At 44.8% G+C, this 14,786-nt stretch carries 24 protein-coding genes; 21 read left to right on the top strand and 3 right to left on the bottom strand.

Annotated features, from left to right (window positions below):
- A partial coding sequence (locus QL234_RS28490) for a hypothetical protein (RefSeq protein ID WP_281561131.1) occupies nucleotides 1-90 on the top strand: 90 nt, incomplete at its 5' end.
- Nucleotides 91-298: 208 nt separating this feature from the next.
- Here the strand turns inward: QL234_RS28490 and QL234_RS28485 are convergent.
- Together QL234_RS28485 and QL234_RS28480 are read right to left on the bottom strand one after the other, a co-directional pair.
- On the bottom strand, nucleotides 299-505 hold the full coding sequence (locus QL234_RS28485; RefSeq protein WP_281561130.1) for a hypothetical protein: 207 nt from the start codon (nucleotides 503-505) through the stop codon (nucleotides 299-301).
- Nucleotides 506-548: 43 nt separating this feature from the next.
- Nucleotides 549-1,253 (bottom strand): pirin family protein, encoded by a 705-nt coding sequence (locus tag QL234_RS28480; RefSeq protein WP_281561129.1) that lies wholly within the window; start codon nucleotides 1,251-1,253, stop codon nucleotides 549-551.
- 120 nt (nucleotides 1,254-1,373) lie between these two features.
- On the opposite strand from QL234_RS28480, the gene QL234_RS28475 reads away from it, so the two are divergent.
- Nucleotides 1,374-2,279: a LysR family transcriptional regulator gene (locus QL234_RS28475; RefSeq protein ID WP_281561128.1), complete on the top strand. Its 906-nt coding sequence runs from the start codon at nucleotides 1,374-1,376 to the stop codon at nucleotides 2,277-2,279.
- Between the two features lie 558 nt (nucleotides 2,280-2,837).
- On the top strand, nucleotides 2,838-3,041 hold the full coding sequence (locus tag QL234_RS28470; protein ID WP_281561127.1) for a SymE family type I addiction module toxin: 204 nt from the start codon (nucleotides 2,838-2,840) through the stop codon (nucleotides 3,039-3,041).
- A gap of 188 nt (nucleotides 3,042-3,229) precedes the next feature.
- Here the strand turns inward: QL234_RS28470 and fusA are convergent, their stop codons facing one another.
- A complete protein-coding gene (gene fusA, locus QL234_RS28465) occupies nucleotides 3,230-5,317 on the bottom strand; it encodes an elongation factor G (RefSeq protein ID WP_281561126.1) in 2,088 nt (695 codons plus the stop codon).
- A 665-nt stretch (nucleotides 5,318-5,982) separates the two neighbouring features.
- Here fusA and rpsJ point away from each other — a divergent pair.
- The 18 genes from rpsJ (at nucleotide 5,983) to rplF (ending at nucleotide 14,777) form a co-directional block, all read left to right on the top strand.
- Nucleotides 5,983-6,294 carry a 30S ribosomal protein S10 gene (rpsJ, locus tag QL234_RS28460; protein WP_044833274.1) on the top strand — a complete coding sequence of 104 codons (312 nt, stop codon included), beginning with the start codon at nucleotides 5,983-5,985 and terminating at the stop codon, nucleotides 6,292-6,294.
- A 15-nt stretch (nucleotides 6,295-6,309) separates the two neighbouring features.
- Complete coding sequence (gene rplC, locus QL234_RS28455) at nucleotides 6,310-6,948, top strand: 50S ribosomal protein L3 (protein WP_044833188.1); 639 nt, start codon at nucleotides 6,310-6,312, stop codon at nucleotides 6,946-6,948.
- 10 nt (nucleotides 6,949-6,958) lie between these two features.
- Nucleotides 6,959-7,564, top strand: coding sequence for a 50S ribosomal protein L4 (gene rplD, locus QL234_RS28450; RefSeq protein ID WP_281561125.1), 606 nt, complete (start codon nucleotides 6,959-6,961; stop codon nucleotides 7,562-7,564).
- Entirely contained in the window at nucleotides 7,561-7,863 is a 303-nt protein-coding gene (gene rplW / locus QL234_RS28445) for a 50S ribosomal protein L23 (protein ID WP_044833190.1), read from the top strand. Before rplD ends, rplW begins: the two co-directional genes overlap by 4 nt.
- A gap of 17 nt (nucleotides 7,864-7,880) precedes the next feature.
- Nucleotides 7,881-8,705 (top strand): 50S ribosomal protein L2, encoded by an 825-nt coding sequence (rplB, locus tag QL234_RS28440; protein ID WP_281561124.1) that lies wholly within the window; start codon nucleotides 7,881-7,883, stop codon nucleotides 8,703-8,705.
- Nucleotides 8,706-8,735: 30 nt separating this feature from the next.
- Nucleotides 8,736-9,014: a 30S ribosomal protein S19 gene (gene rpsS / locus QL234_RS28435; protein WP_044833192.1), complete on the top strand. Its 279-nt coding sequence runs from the start codon at nucleotides 8,736-8,738 to the stop codon at nucleotides 9,012-9,014.
- Nucleotides 9,015-9,025: 11 nt separating this feature from the next.
- Nucleotides 9,026-9,358 (top strand): 50S ribosomal protein L22, encoded by a 333-nt coding sequence (rplV, locus tag QL234_RS28430; RefSeq protein WP_044833193.1) that lies wholly within the window; start codon nucleotides 9,026-9,028, stop codon nucleotides 9,356-9,358.
- Between the two features lie 11 nt (nucleotides 9,359-9,369).
- Nucleotides 9,370-10,065, top strand: coding sequence for a 30S ribosomal protein S3 (gene rpsC, locus QL234_RS28425; protein ID WP_044833194.1), 696 nt, complete (start codon nucleotides 9,370-9,372; stop codon nucleotides 10,063-10,065).
- A gap of 11 nt (nucleotides 10,066-10,076) precedes the next feature.
- Nucleotides 10,077-10,490, top strand: coding sequence for a 50S ribosomal protein L16 (rplP, locus tag QL234_RS28420; RefSeq protein ID WP_044833195.1), 414 nt, complete (start codon nucleotides 10,077-10,079; stop codon nucleotides 10,488-10,490).
- Nucleotides 10,490-10,681, top strand: a complete 192-nt coding sequence (gene rpmC / locus QL234_RS28415; protein WP_044833196.1) for a 50S ribosomal protein L29 — start codon at nucleotides 10,490-10,492, stop codon at nucleotides 10,679-10,681. The genes rplP and rpmC overlap by 1 nt, the downstream gene beginning before the upstream one ends.
- Entirely contained in the window at nucleotides 10,681-10,932 is a 252-nt protein-coding gene (gene rpsQ / locus QL234_RS28410) for a 30S ribosomal protein S17 (protein WP_281561123.1), read from the top strand. The genes rpmC and rpsQ overlap by 1 nt, the downstream gene beginning before the upstream one ends.
- A 303-nt stretch (nucleotides 10,933-11,235) precedes the next feature.
- Complete coding sequence (locus QL234_RS28405) at nucleotides 11,236-12,024, top strand: PEP-CTERM sorting domain-containing protein (protein WP_281561122.1); 789 nt, start codon at nucleotides 11,236-11,238, stop codon at nucleotides 12,022-12,024.
- A gap of 234 nt (nucleotides 12,025-12,258) precedes the next feature.
- Complete coding sequence (gene rplN, locus QL234_RS28400; RefSeq protein WP_044833199.1) at nucleotides 12,259-12,627, top strand: 50S ribosomal protein L14; 369 nt, start codon at nucleotides 12,259-12,261, stop codon at nucleotides 12,625-12,627.
- A 12-nt stretch (nucleotides 12,628-12,639) separates the two neighbouring features.
- The gene (gene rplX, locus QL234_RS28395; RefSeq protein ID WP_044833200.1) at nucleotides 12,640-12,954 is read left to right on the top strand and encodes a 50S ribosomal protein L24; all 315 of its coding nucleotides are present in this window, start codon (nucleotides 12,640-12,642) and stop codon (nucleotides 12,952-12,954) included.
- 12 nt (nucleotides 12,955-12,966) lie between these two features.
- Nucleotides 12,967-13,506, top strand: a complete 540-nt coding sequence (gene rplE, locus QL234_RS28390) for a 50S ribosomal protein L5 (RefSeq protein WP_044833201.1) — start codon at nucleotides 12,967-12,969, stop codon at nucleotides 13,504-13,506.
- Nucleotides 13,507-13,517: 11 nt separating this feature from the next.
- Nucleotides 13,518-13,823: a 30S ribosomal protein S14 gene (rpsN, locus tag QL234_RS28385; RefSeq protein ID WP_044833202.1), complete on the top strand. Its 306-nt coding sequence runs from the start codon at nucleotides 13,518-13,520 to the stop codon at nucleotides 13,821-13,823.
- 13 nt (nucleotides 13,824-13,836) lie between these two features.
- The gene (rpsH, locus tag QL234_RS28380; protein ID WP_281561121.1) at nucleotides 13,837-14,232 is read left to right on the top strand and encodes a 30S ribosomal protein S8; all 396 of its coding nucleotides are present in this window, start codon (nucleotides 13,837-13,839) and stop codon (nucleotides 14,230-14,232) included.
- Between the two features lie 11 nt (nucleotides 14,233-14,243).
- Nucleotides 14,244-14,777 carry a 50S ribosomal protein L6 gene (rplF, locus tag QL234_RS28375; protein WP_281561120.1) on the top strand — a complete coding sequence of 178 codons (534 nt, stop codon included), beginning with the start codon at nucleotides 14,244-14,246 and terminating at the stop codon, nucleotides 14,775-14,777.
- The last annotated feature ends 9 nt before the right edge of the window (nucleotides 14,778-14,786 follow it).

Genomic DNA, 14,786 nt, shown 5'->3' with positions numbered 1-14,786 from the left:
CCAGTAGCGATGGACGAAGGTTTACGCTTCGCTATCCGTGAAGGTGGTCGTACTGTAGGTGCTGGTGTTGTATCTAAGATCATCGACTAATATCGATAATTTAGATAACATCTAAACCATGAAAAAGGTCGCGTAAGCGGCCTTTTTTGTGCCTGATATATAGTCGGTGCTGGTGTTGTATCGCTCTTACCTAAAGGAAGGCATCGACTAATATCGATACTTTAGAGTAACATCTAAATCAGAAAAAGGTCGCGAAAGCGGCCTTTTTTGTATCTGCAACATAGAAGGTACTCTAGCGTTAACGGGAGAGAAGCTTGCTTGCTATCGGCATGACTATATAAGACATAATAGGCACTATGATGCCAACCGCTACCATAACATTGAGCCACTTGATTGCAGGCAGGAACTGTCCGACAAAATCGGGAATAAAGTAAACTAAGGGCACTAAAGCTAAAAAGGTGATTAACGCCATAATATGTTTATTTCCCTGCGAATGACTCTTCATCTTCTCTCTCCTAAATTAATTTTTCTATCTTGCTGACACGGTCTTAGGCCTGTTGACTAACCACCAGCATATGTAAATCATGGGTGGCAGTTACCTTGGCATCCATACTGCGGATCAGGTCGCCTTCCTGGGCTTGGTGTACGGAGTTGTCATTGCTGTCTTTTGGTTCGTAAAATGCGGCTTGTCCGGTTATGACGTAAGATAGTTGTTCGTCAGCCAACGCCATACTATTGCCAGCCTTTAAGTGGATTATGTCGATCATAGTATGGCTGTCAAAGGTTTCAGTTTGGATTTTATCTCCACCATAAATTCGGGTCACCCCATCCCGTTTAGGTGTATAAAATCTATAAGAGGCAGGCTGCCCTTTTGTTTCCGGCAAAGCCCATACTTGCAGCATCCTATTTTTGCTGTCGTCCGGGTTTATTTCGTTATGATCAAACCCTTCACCACCGGCACGCTGTACCTGAACATCTCCGGCAACAAGGTCTTTACCGTGTTCCATTGAACCTTCATGACTGACCCGTCCTTCGATGATCACAGAGATCACATCAATTTCACTGTGGGGGTGCATGCCAGACTCGCCCTTAGGGTTATATTTTGCATCGGCAAGATACACCATGCTGCCTAAGCCTTCAGAGGCTTCCGGCTTCTTACGCGCGCCGAAAATGCGGCTATCGGTTACCAGGCGATGCTCCCGAATTCCTGCAAAACCGCCTAATGGTAATGTATCTCTTGATATTATGTTCATGATTAGCTCCGCTTGCTTGTTTGTTTTGTTGATGAAGCTATCTTAGGGAATTGGTATTGTTTGATAAATATCGATAAATTAAACTCATTGTCTCATTTTTAACAATAAAAGCAGGTTCTCATGGCAAAGACAACAGATCTGAATGATATGATGCTGTTTATTGCTGTTATTGACGCAGGCAGTTTTACCCTGGCGGCAGAACGGTTAAATATGCCCAAGGCGAATCTGAGCCGAAAGGTTTCCCGTTTAGAGCAGCAACTCGGGGTCATATTATTAGAGCGTACGACCCGCTCACAACATATTACCGAGGCGGGCAAAGACTACCTCGCCCATTGCCGCCGTATTCATCAGGAAGTAGAGCTGGCCGAAGCCGGCATCAGCCAACAATTAAATGAGGTGAAAGGGCAGCTGCGTATTTGTGCTTCGGTAGGCATGGGCCATGAAATCTTAAAGCCGGTACTGGGGCAGTTTATGCGTCAACATCCGGCGATTAACTTACAGTTGAATTTATTAAATCGCCGTGTTGATCTGATAGATGAAGGTTTTGACCTGGTTATCCGTATTGGCGAACTGGAAGATTCACGCCTGATTGCCAAGCGTCTGGGCAAGGTGAGCCGAAAAATATATGCCAGTCCGGATTATGCCAGGCGACATGGTGAAGTGAAGGAGATCGAGCAATTAAAACAGAAAGACTTCTTATTAATGACCAATGTCCAGAATAACGGGCGGTTCTTGTTGGCATCCGGGGAAGAACAACAGGAGTTCAAGGTGACGGCTAAAATGCTGGTCGATGATTTTTTGATGTTGAAACAAATGGCAATGGAAGGGCTGGGAGTGGCGATCATTCCCGACTATATGTGCCAGCAGGAACTGGCGGATGGCAAGTTATTACAGCTGATGCCGGACTGGGGTATGCCGGATGTTGATGTTTATGCCCTCTATCCTAAACACAGACTCAACATCTCTAAGGTAAAAGCCTTTATGGACTTTATTCAGGCTGTGTTTAAACAACGGCTTGGCCGGTAGTTTTCATTTATTTCTGTTGTTGCCTTGGTGGTAGCCTTTTTCACTTGCTGTTTTGCTCTACCGGCTCATGCTTAGTCGCTTGTGTCTGTATCCGCTTTCTAAGGCAAACAAGGGCAATAAAAGTGCATTAATTCCCTAAGGTCTGCTTTGCTGATGGTGAATGGGGAAAAATGTCCTTGAGGGAGCTTTAACGGCTAATAAGCAAAGTAACATAGGCGGTTAATTTCAGCCGTAAACTCTATAGTCCGCATAGGTTAAAAGCCGTTATAAAAACAAGCCCGCTTATTATTGCTATAAGCCGCTTATTGGTCTTTGCTTAATGACATTGGTTAACAAGACAGCAGACATATCCTCGCCCCTTGTTAACCGATACAACAAGTGTGGTATCGCTTGTTAGAAGTCCCAGGCGCAACCCCTGAGTGGTGACTCACCCAGGGGCTGCTAACCACAACGAACTTAAAAGGAGTCCGTCATGGCTGATTATCATCATACGCCAGAGCCCGGCTCGGCAAAAGCAAAATATCCGCTCACCCGGAAACTCACTATTTTGGAAACCATTTGCGCCCCCGCCGTCAGAAAAAGGGGCCGGGGTTTCACTACACCCCCGTTAACCTGCAGCCCTGCATTTTCCTGCAGGGAAAGTGGCTGCGTCAGGCCGGTTTCCCGATAGGAGGAAAAGTAGTCGTCACGGTTAACCAGGGACAGCTGACCATTACCCCGGTTCAACTGCCGCCCGTCTCAGGAACCGGTCGCGGACAATAGCGGGTAAACTTTAGCTGTTAACCGCAGACTGCTGCGCCCAGGGAAGGGTAGCCGCTTAAGCATGTCTGGCGGGAAAATACCCGTCGGGAAATAATGCTGGGTGGTGGTTAACTTTTCTTTGGGTATTAAAAAAGGATGCCGGAGCATCCTTTTTCTTCATCGCATATTAGCCGTTAAGCTAAGGGCGATTATTTTTTAGCTTCTTTAGCCGCTTTAACTTCAGCGATTACCGCTTCAGCAACGTTTTGCGGACATGGCATGTAGTGGCTGAATTCCATAGAGAACTGACCACGACCAGAAGTCATTGTACGAAGTGATCCGATGTAACCGAACATTTCAGACAGAGGTACGTCACCCTTGATGCGAACACCGGTAACACCAGCTTCCTGGTCTTTGATCATGCCGCGACGACGGTTTAAGTCACCGATAACATCACCAACGTGATCTTCCGGAGTGAATACGTCAACCTTCATGATAGGTTCGATCAGCTGAGGACCTGCTTTTGGAATTGACTGACGGAAAGCGCCTTTAGCAGCGATTTCGAAAGCAACAGCAGATGAATCGACTGCGTGGAAACCACCGTCGTATAATTCAACTTCAACGTCAAGTACTGGGAAGCCGGCAAGAACACCTTCGTCCATCATACCCTTGAAGCCTTTCTCAACAGCTGGGAAGAATTCTTTAGGAACGTTACCACCAACAACGGTAGATTTGAATACGAAACCTGTACCCGGCTCGCCTGGCTTGATGCGGTAGTCGATCTTACCGAACTGACCTGAACCACCAGACTGTTTCTTATGGGTGTAAGAATCTTCGATAGGCTGCGTGATAGTTTCACGGTAGGCTACCTGAGGCTTACCAACGTTTAAGTCAACGCCGTATGTACGCTTAAGGATATCTACTTTGATATCTAAGTGAAGTTCACCCATACCTTTAAGGATGGTTTCACCTGAATCTTCGTCAGTTTCAACCTGGAAAGAAGGATCTTCAGCAACCATCTTACCGATAGCGATACCCATCTTCTCTGAACCACCTTTATCTTTAGGGGCAACAGCGATTGAGATTACCGGAGTCGGGAAGATCATTGGCTCTAGGGTACAAGGGTTCTTAACGTCACATAAAGTGTGACCGGTTTGAACGTTCTTCATACCAACAACAGCGATGATGTCACCGGCTTGTGCTCTGTCAAGCTCAGTACGGTCGTCGGCGTGCATCTCAACCATACGGCCGATACGCTCTGTCTTACCAGTGAAAGAGTTCAAAATTGTATCACCGCGGTTCAATACACCTGAGTAGATACGGATGAAGGTAAGGGCGCCGAAACGGTCATCCATGATTTTAAATGCTAATGCACGTAAAGGCTCATCAACTGATACAGTTGCAACTTCACCGGTAGGCTCACCAGCTTCGTCAGTTAACGGCTGAGCGTCAACTTCAGTTGGAGACGGTAAGTAGTCAACAACGGCGTCAAGTACTAACTGGATACCTTTGTTTTTGAACGCTGAACCACAGAAAGTCGGGAAGAATGTCAGGTCACGGGTACCGATACGGATACATTCTTTGATTTGCTCAAGGCTAGGCTCTTCACCTTCCATGTAAGCTTCTAATAAGTCATCGTCAGCTTCTAAAGCAGTTTCGATCAGCTCTTCACGGTATTCGGCAGCTTTTTCTACTAAGTCAGCCGGGATATCGGTAACTTCGTAGTTTTCTGGCAGACCTGTGTCATCCCAGATGTAGGCTTTTTGGCTTAATACGTCAACAACACCAACGAAGTCATCTTCTTCACCGATAGGTAAAGTCATAACAAGAGGGTTAGCGCCTAATACGTTTTTAACCTGGTCAACAACGCGGTAGAAGTTAGCACCTAAACGGTCCAGTTTGTTTACGAAGATCAAACGGGCAACTTCTGATTCGTTAGCGTAACGCCAGTTAGTTTCTGACTGAGGCTCAACACCACCACTACCACAGAAAACACCAACACCACCATCAAGTACTTTAAGTGAACGGTAAACTTCAACAGTGAAGTCAACGTGACCCGGAGTATCGATGATGTTCATACGGTGATCGTTCCAGAAACAGGTTGTCGCTGCTGACTGGATAGTAATACCACGCTCAGCTTCCTGTTCCATGAAGTCAGTTGTTGCTGCACCGTCATGTACTTCACCGGTCTTATGAATTTTACCGGTTAGTTTTAGGATACGTTCAGTTGTTGTGGTCTTACCCGCATCAACGTGAGCGAAGATACCAATATTTCTGTATTTGGATAAATCTGCCATCTCTATACTCTATTAAAAAATGAATTGTTGAAAATTTGCGCGCGAGTATACCATTACTTAAGGCAAACAAACATAAGAAATCATATTTAATTGCTCAGTTTCGTTAGAATTTATTCACAGGCCGTGAACATATTTAATGAAAATGGTTGAAATTTAGCCCTTTAAAGGAGCTGCCGGCTTAGATTTCATCTTGTAATAAAGCCAGTGAAATTATTCAACGGGCAGGGGACAATTTTAGTCAGCTATATATAGGTATAATAAAGGTAGGATTTGCTCCGCTCTTATATAAGGTAGAACTTGCCCCATTATAATGTAGGGTTAATGACAAATGGATAGTCGGAAAGCTTATCTCCTGCTGCCTATATATAGCAGGCAAACTTTACTGGGATAAGTTCATGAAAGGGGCTCACTTACCTTAGTGCTTCCCGGCCGCTGATGCTGTGGGCGTCACATTAAATTGATAGTTGCATATTATTTCCACATCTGTATAATACGCCTCCACATCAGACAGTGATCTGGTGTCATTTTAGCTGAAAGTCTTAGGGCTTGAGGCCTACAGCAACTCCGATAGGGAGTTGAATGGTAAATAAGCGATACACCCCCCTTTTCAATAAAAAGGTGATGGGTTGTATTTTGTTCGTTCTTTAAATTGGGGATTTGATTACATGTCAAATCAAAGAATTCGCATTCGTTTGAAAGCGTTCGATCATCGTTTGATTGATCAATCTACAGCAGAAATCGTTGACACTGCTAAGCGTACTGGCGCCCAGGTTCGTGGTCCTATTCCACTTCCTACTCGCAAGGAACGTTTCACAGTTCTGATTTCTCCACACGTTAACAAAGATGCACGTGATCAGTACGAAATCCGTACTCACAAACGCATGATTGATATCGTAGAGCCAACTGAAAAGACTGTAGACGCGTTAATGCGTTTAGATCTTGCAGCTGGTGTTGACGTTCAAATCAGCTTGGGTTAATAGGGGGTTTTTGACATGACTATAGGTCTAGTCGGACGTAAGGTTGGTATGACTCGTATCTTCACTGAAGATGGCGTTTCTACTCCTGTAACTGTCCTAGAAGTTGAAGCCAACCGTGTTGCTCAGGTTAAAACTGTAGACAACGATGGTTACTCAGCGCTTCAAGTAACTACCGGTAGCAAAAAAGCTAACCGTACTAACAAGCCAACAGCCGGTCATTTCGCCAAAGCTGGTATCGAAGCAGGTCGTGGCCTGTGGGAATTCCGCTTAAACGAAAACGAAGGTGAAGGCATTGAGTTAGGCAGTGAGATCACTGTTGAGTTATTTAACGATACTAAATTAGTAGACGTAACCGGCACTTCAAAAGGTAAAGGTTTCCAGGGCGGTATTAAGCGTTGGAACTTTAGCATGCAAGATGCTACGCACGGTAACTCGATTTCACACCGTTCTAACGGTTCAATTGGCCAGTGTCAAACACCAGGTCGAGTTTTCAAAGGCAAAAAAATGTCTGGTCACATGGGTGCTGCGAAAGTTACTACGCAAAACCTTGAATTGGTTCGTGTCGATGCAGAACGTAACTTGCTCCTTATCAAAGGTGCAGTTCCGGGTGCTATCAACGGCAACGTAATCATCAAGCCAGCTGTTAAAGCCTAGGAGATCTGTGATGGAATTAGCATTAAAAGACGCTTCAGGCGCTCTTGAAGTTTCCGAAGCAACCTTTGGACGTGAATTCAACGAAGCTTTAGTACACCAGGTAGTAGTTGCTTACGCAGCTGGTGCCCGTCAAGGTACTCGTGCTCAGAAGAATCGTTCTGAAGTAAGCGGTGGCGGTAAAAAGCCATGGCGTCAAAAAGGTACTGGTCGCGCTCGTGCCGGTACAACTCGTGGTCCAATCTGGCGTGCTGGTGGCGTAACATTCGCTGCTAAACCTCAGGATCACAGCCAAAAAGTAAACCGTAAAATGTACCGTGGTGCCATCCAAAGCATCCTTTCTGAATTAGTTCGTCAAGAACGTTTAGTAGTGGTAAATGATTTCGCGGTTGAAACGCCTAAGACTAAAGAATTAGTTGCTAAGTTAAACGGCCTGGAGCTTAAAGACGTATTAATCGTTACTCCAGAAGTTGATGAGAACCTGTTCTTGTCAGCCCGTAACTTATACAAAGTTGACGTTCGCGACGTAGCGGGTATCGACCCTGTAAGCTTAGTTGGTTTCGAAAAAGTTTTGATCACTGCTGGTGCAGTGAAGCAAATTGAGGAGATGTTAGCATGATAAACGAAGAACGTTTGTTAAAAGTGCTTCTGGCACCGAACATTTCTGAGAAAAGCACTATGGCTGCTGAAGCAAACAACACGGTTGTTTTCAAAGTTGCCACTACTGCTACTAAAGCTGAAATCAAAGCTGCAGTTGAGAAGCTTTTCGAAGTTTCTGTTGAAGGTGTTCGCACACTAAATGTTAAAGGTAAAGTGAAACGTACTGGTGCTCGTTTCGGTCGTCGTAGCGACTGGAAAAAAGCCTACGTTACTCTTGCTGAAGGTAGCGACATCGACTTCGTCGGCGCTGCAGAGTAATAGGAGAGTTTACAAAAATGGCTATTGTAAAATGTAAACCTACTTCTCCGGGTCGTCGCCACGTTGTTAAAGTGGTTAACTCTGAGTTGCACAAAGGTAAGCCTTACGCCCCATTGCTTGACACTAAGAGCAAGTCTGGCGGTCGTAACAATACCGGTCGTATTACTGTTCGTCACGTTGGTGGTGGTCACAAGCAACACTATCGTCTGATCGACTTTAAACGTACTAAAGATGGTATCCCTGCTAAAGTAGAGCGTTTGGAATATGATCCAAACCGTAGTGCTAACATTGCACTGGTACTGTACGCAGACGGTGAGCGTCGCTACATCTTAGCCCCTAAAGGCTTAAAAGCTGGTGACACTATCCAGTCTGGTGTTGATGCACCTATCAAAGCTGGTAACACTATGCCGCTTCGCAACACACCATTAGGTAGTGTTGTTCACGCAATCGAACTTAAGCCTGGCAAAGGTGCTCAAATCGCCCGTGCCGCCGGTACTTACGCTCAGTTAGTAGCGAAAGACGGTGCTTACGTTACTTTACGTCTTCGCTCTGGCGAAATGCGTAAGGTTGAAGCCGATTGTCGTGCCACTTTAGGTGAAATCGGCAATGCTGAACACATGCTTCGCTCTCTGGGTAAAGCTGGTGCTTCACGCTGGCGCGGTGTTCGCCCAACCGTTCGTGGTGTTGCCATGAACCCGGTTGATCACCCACACGGTGGTGGTGAAGGTAAAACTTCAGGCGGTCGTCACCCGGTATCACCTTGGGGTGTACCAACTAAGGGTTACAAGACTCGTAAGAACAAGCGTACCGATAAGTTCATCGTACGTCGTCGTACTAAATAGTACATTTATTAGATATTAAGAGGATTCACCATGCCACGTTCTCTCAAGAAAGGTCCATTTATTGACCTACACTTGTTGACGAAGGTAGAGAAAGCGGTGGAAAGCGGGAATAAAAAGCCAATTAAAACTTGGTCCCGTCGTTCAATGATCATTCCAAACATGATTGGATTGACCATCGCTGTCCATAATGGCCGTCAACACGTACCTGTATTTGTAACTGATGAAATGATCGGTCACAAATTAGGAGAATTTGCACCAACTCGTACTTATCGTGGCCACGCTGCCGATAAGAAAGCGAAGAAGAAGTAAGGGGAAATTAAATGGAAGCAATCGCTAAACATAAATTTGCCCGCGGTTCTGCACAGAAAGCGCGTTTAGTTGTGGATCAAATCCGCGGCATGAACGTAGAGAAAGCCTTAGAAGTATTAACTTTCAGCAACAAATCAGCTGCTGTTTTAGTTAAGAAAGTGCTTAACTCAGCTATTGCCAATGCAGAGCATAACGAAGGTGCAGACATTGATGAACTATACGTTAAAACCATCATGGTTGACGATGGTCCTACAATGAAGCGTATCAAGCCTCGTGCGAAAGGTCGCGCGGATCGTATCCTTAAGCGTACTAGCCACATTACTGTGGTTGTATCTGATAGCTAGGAGATATTAGAATGGGTCAAAAAGTCCATCCAAATGGTATTCGCTTAGGTATCACTAAACCTTTCGCGTCTACTTGGTTTGCAAGTAGCAAAGATTTTGCTGACAATTTACACGGTGACCACCTGGTACGTGAATATTTGACAGAAAAACTTAAGCGTGCATCATTGTCAAAAATCGTAATCGAGCGTCCGGCTAAGTCTATCCGCGTTACAATCCACACGGCTCGTCCGGGTGTTGTTATCGGTAAGAAAGGCGAAGACGTAGAAAAGTTACGTTTAAAAGTATCTAAAATTGCTGGTGTTCCTGCTCAAATCAACATCGCTGAAGTACGTAAGCCAGAAATGGATGCGCAGCTTGTTGCCGAAAGCATTACTAGCCAGTTAGAACGTCGTGTTATGTTCCGTCGCGCCATGAAGCGTGCGGTACAAAACGCCATGCGTTTAGGTGCCAAAGGTATTAAAGTTCAGGTTAGCGGTCGTTTAGGCGGTGCAGAAATTGCCCGTGCTGAATGGTACCGTGAAGGTCGTGTTCCACTGCACACTTTACGTGCTGACATCGACTATGCAACAGCTGAAGCCAATACTACTTATGGTATTATCGGTGTTAAAGTTTGGATCTTTAAAGGTGAAGTGATCGGTGGTATGCCAACTCAGGCAGAGCCGGCTCAGAAACCTAAAAGAAAGAACAGCCGCAAGAGCAGTAAGTAGGGGACTAAGTAATGTTACAACCAAAACGTACTAAATTCCGTAAGCAAATGAAACTGCGTAACCGTGGTCTTGCACAGACTGGTAGCTCAGTTAGCTTCGGTACTTTCGGTTTGAAATCTGTTGAGCGTGGTCGTATGACTGCTCGTCAGATTGAGGCTGCTCGTCGTGCCATGACGCGTCACGTTAAGCGTCAAGGTAAGATCTGGATCCGTGTTTTCCCTGATAAGCCAATTACCAAGAAACCTCTTGAGGTTCGTATGGGTAAAGGTAAAGGTGGCGTGGAATATTGGGTTTGTCAAATCCTACCAGGTCGTGTTCTTTATGAAATGGAAGGTGTTTCTGAAGAGTTAGCTCGTGAAGCGTTTGCATTAGCAGCCGCCAAGCTACCATTCAAAACTACTTTCGTAACTAGAACGGTGATGTAATGAAAGCTAGCGAACTTAAAGAAAAGAGCATTGAAGAGCTTAATGCTGAATTACTGGAACTTTTGCGTGAGCAGTTTAACTACCGCATGCAAGCAAGTACTGGTCAGTTAGCTCAAACTCATTTGCTAAGACAAGTACGCCGCAATATTGCGCGCGTGAAGACTATCATAACTGAGAAGGCGGGCGCGTAATGAGCGAAGCTAAATTTCGTACAGTACAAGGTCGCGTGATCAGTGATAAAATGGATAAGTCTATCACTGTGCTGATTGAGCGACGTGTTAAACACCCAATTTACGGTAAGTTCATGATCCGTTCAACTAAGTTGAAAGCCCATGATGAAACTAACCAGTGTAAAGCAGGTGACGTAGTAACTATTCGTGAATGTCGTCCACTGTCTAAGTCTAAAAACTGGACTTTGGTTGACGTAGTTGAAAAAGCTTAATTGATTTTTTAACGTAACGTTAGATACTGAAACGGCCCCTTATGAAAATAAGGGGCCGTTTTTTATACAGGGAAGTATTTATCCGGCGGACTCAGGATAAGCAAAAGCTGGGGTTATTGCCTGTCCTGGCTTGCTCCACATTTTAACCCTATCAAATACCTGCTTCCCCAGTTTTAGCATGACTTTCATGTCACTGCCTGCCTTTACGGTTCATTATTGCTGTTACGGAATGGAAATTGCTGTCGCTCCGGATGTCAACTTAATGACATCAAATATCATAAAAGTAATGGAGTTGTAACCAATATGATGAATCGTTTAAATCTATATAAAAAAAACAATATCCTGAAAAGCCTGGTCCTATGCGCCTTATTCACCGTCGTTAACCAGGCACATGCCGCTTTGCTGGAGCGCACCATAGTGGTTGACGGAGGGCCGAATGTCGACGCTTATTATGATGATGTGCTGGATATTACCTGGTTAAAAAACGCCAACTTTATGGAAACAACAGATTGGGATGGTAACGATGAGACCTTCCGTAACTGGGCCGATGCAAAAACTTGGGTGGCACAGCTTTCCATTGGTGAATATGATGACTGGCGTTTGCCATCGGTACAGCCATTAGATGCAATAGATGGCTTTGATTATTATCAGACGCTCGATGGCAGTACGGATGTTGGCTATAACAGTACCAGTGAAATGCATGAACTGGCATATATGTTTTATGCCAACTTAGGGTTGGAGTCCCGAATCAACAGCAATAACACCTGGAATAGCAGATGGGTGGATTATAACTTCTATGAAGTTAACACTCAAAGTTTGGGTAACAGAATTGATATCGACAGCTTTTATAGTGCTCAATATTGGTATGATGAAGAATATGAGGCAAAAGCGGGTAATGCCTGGGTATTTGATACTCGAGTTGGTCGTCAGGTTGGCCTAAGCCAAACCCTTACCGGCGGCCGTGCCTGGGCGGTACGTGATGGCGATGTTGCTTCTGCCGTTACCAGTGAAGTTCCTGAGCCGGCATCGGTTTTCTTATTTGCATCTGCTTTGCTTGGTTGCTTTATCCGCAGGCAAAAGAAGTTTTGCTAATAATGTCTTGAAATAAAACAACCCGCCCCAAGAATAACCGGGTAGGCTGAAAAATAAGCGAAAAAGTTATGTTTGCCAGCTGTTTTTCAATCACTGGTTATTTTTTAGCTAAATAAAGTACCACTTTTTTGAAACTGGTGTTATAATCTCGCGCCCACCAAAAATGGGTGGCTTTAAAAGGCAGTGACGGGTCAAATTTCTGGCCTTGAATTTAATAACAGCGGAGCACATAACATGATCCAAATGCAATCACAGCTAGACGTTGCTGATAATAGCGGCGCTCGACGCGTGCAATGTATTAAGGTCCTTGGTGGCTCGCACCGTCGCTATGCACGCATAGGGGACATCATCAAAGTAGCCGTTAAGGAAGCAATTCCTCGCGGTAAAGTTAAAAAAGGTGATGTTCTTACTGCGGTAGTGGTGCGCACTAAAAAGGGCGTTCGTCGTCCGGATGGTTCAACTATCCGTTTTGACGGCAATGCGGCTGTAATGCTTAATGCAAGCTTACAACCAATTGGTACTCGTATATTCGGTCCAGTGACACGTGAACTACGTAACGAAAAGTTCATGAAAATTGTGTCATTAGCACCTGAAGTACTATAAGGGGTCACGATAATGGCATCTAAAATTCGTCGTGATGATGAAGTAATCGTACTTGCTGGTAAAGACAAGGGCAAGACTGGTAAAGTCACTAAAGTTCTTGTTGAAGAAGGCAAAGTATTCGTTGAAGGCATCAACTTAATCAAGAAGCATCAGAAACCTGTACCTCAGTTACAGCAGCCTGGTGGCATTGTTGAGAAAGAAGCATCCCTTCATGTTTCCAACGTTGCGATCGTTAATCCTGCTACAGGAAAAGCGGATCGTGTTGGATTTAGAGTTGAAGACGGCAAAAAAGTTCGTTTCTTCAAGTCTAACAACGAATTAATTTAATTGGAGTAAACGATGGCGAAACTGCATGATTTTTATAAAGATACAGTTGTAAGCGACCTTCAGAAGAAGTTCGAATACAAAAGTGTCATGCAAGTCCCTCGGATTGAAAAGATCACCCTGAACATGGGTGTTGGCGAAGCTATTACTGATAAAAAAGTACTTGAGCACGCCACAAATGATCTTACTGCAATCTCAGGTCAAAAGCCTATGGTTACTAAAGCTCGCAAATCTGTTGCCGGCTTTAAGATCCGTGAAGGCTATCCTATTGGAGCAAAAGTAACTCTACGCGGCGAGCGCATGTGGGAATTCTTAGAGCGTTTAATCTCTATTTCAGTTCCTCGTATCCGTGATTTCCGTGGCTTGAACCCTAAATCGTTCGATGGCCGTGGTAATTACAGCATGGGCGTGCGTGAGCAAATCATATTTCCTGAAATCGATTACGATAAAATCGATAAGATTCGCGGGTTGGATATCACTATCACAACTACTGCGCAATCTGATGAGGAAGGTCGTGCTTTGCTGACTGCCTTTAACTTCCCGTTTAAGAAATAAGGTGTAGAGTTATGGCTAAATCATCTATGAAGGCCCGTGAAGCAAAACGCGCCAAGCTAGTAGCACAGTACGGCGAAAAGCGTCGTGCATTGAAAAAGATCATCTCAAGTGTAGATTCTTCTGAAGAAGAGCGTTGGGATGCAGTACTGAAACTTCAAAGTCTTCCTCGTGACTCGAGCAGCAGCCGTCAACGTAATCGTTGTAACGTTACTGGTCGTCCACATGGTTACTTACGTAAGTTCGGCTTAAGCCGGATCAAGTTGCGTGAAGCAACTATGCGTGGTGAAGTTCCAGGTCTTAAGAAAGCTAGTTGGTAATTCACGGGAGTAAATGGTTATGATGACTGATCCTATCGCGGACATGTTTACACGCATCCGCAACGGTCAATCTGCAGCTAAGACTGCAGTAACAATGCCATCTTCTAAGCTAAAAGTAGCAATTGCTAACTTGCTTAAAGAAGAAGGTTATATTTCTGAGTTTGCAGTATCAGGTGAAGCAAAGCCTGAACTTTCAGTAACTCTGAAGTATTTTGAAGGTAAAGAAGTAATTGAAACAATCAAACGTGTTTCTCGTCCAGGTCTTCGTGTATACAAAGGTCGTGATGAGTTACCACAGGTATTAGCCGGTATGGGTATTGCCATTGTTTCTACTTCAAAAGGTCTGATGACTGATCGCGCCGCTCGCAATGCGGGTCTTGGTGGCGAAATCATCGGTTTCGTAGCGTAAGGAGCAGAACTATGTCTCGTGTTGCAAAAGCACCTGTCGAAGTACCTGCCGGCGTTACTGTAACGTTATCAGGTCAAGACATTAAAGTTAAAGGTCCAGTAGGCGAATTATCTCGCACAATTCACAGCCTGGTTAAGGTTTCTCAAGAAGAAAACCTGATCAAGACTACGATTGCCAGCGAAGAGAAAGGCGCATGGGCTCAAGCCGGTACTGCACGTGCTTTAATCAACAATATGGTTGAAGGCGTAAGTAAAGGTTTTGAAAGAAAGCTTATCTTAAACGGTGTTGGTTACCGTGCGAAAGCTGCAGGTAAGAACTTAAACTTATCTTTAGGCTTATCTCACCCGGTTGATCACCCAATCCCTGAAGGGGTTACCGTTGAAACTCCGAGCCAGACTGAAATCACACTGAAAGGTGCTGACAAGCAGTTGGTTGGTCAAGTAGCAGCGAATATCCGCGCATACCGTAAGCCTGAGCCTTATAAAGGTAAAGGTATCCGTTATAGCGACGAAAATGTTCGCCGTAAAGAAGCTAAGAAGAAGTAGGGTAATACG

The sequence above is a fragment of the Thalassomonas sp. RHCl1 genome (assembly GCF_947387555.1).
Taxonomy (GTDB): domain Bacteria; phylum Pseudomonadota; class Gammaproteobacteria; order Enterobacterales; family Alteromonadaceae; genus Thalassomonas.
The sequence above is the reverse complement of the archived record's forward strand: the minus strand, read 5'-3'. Positions and strand labels throughout refer to the sequence as shown.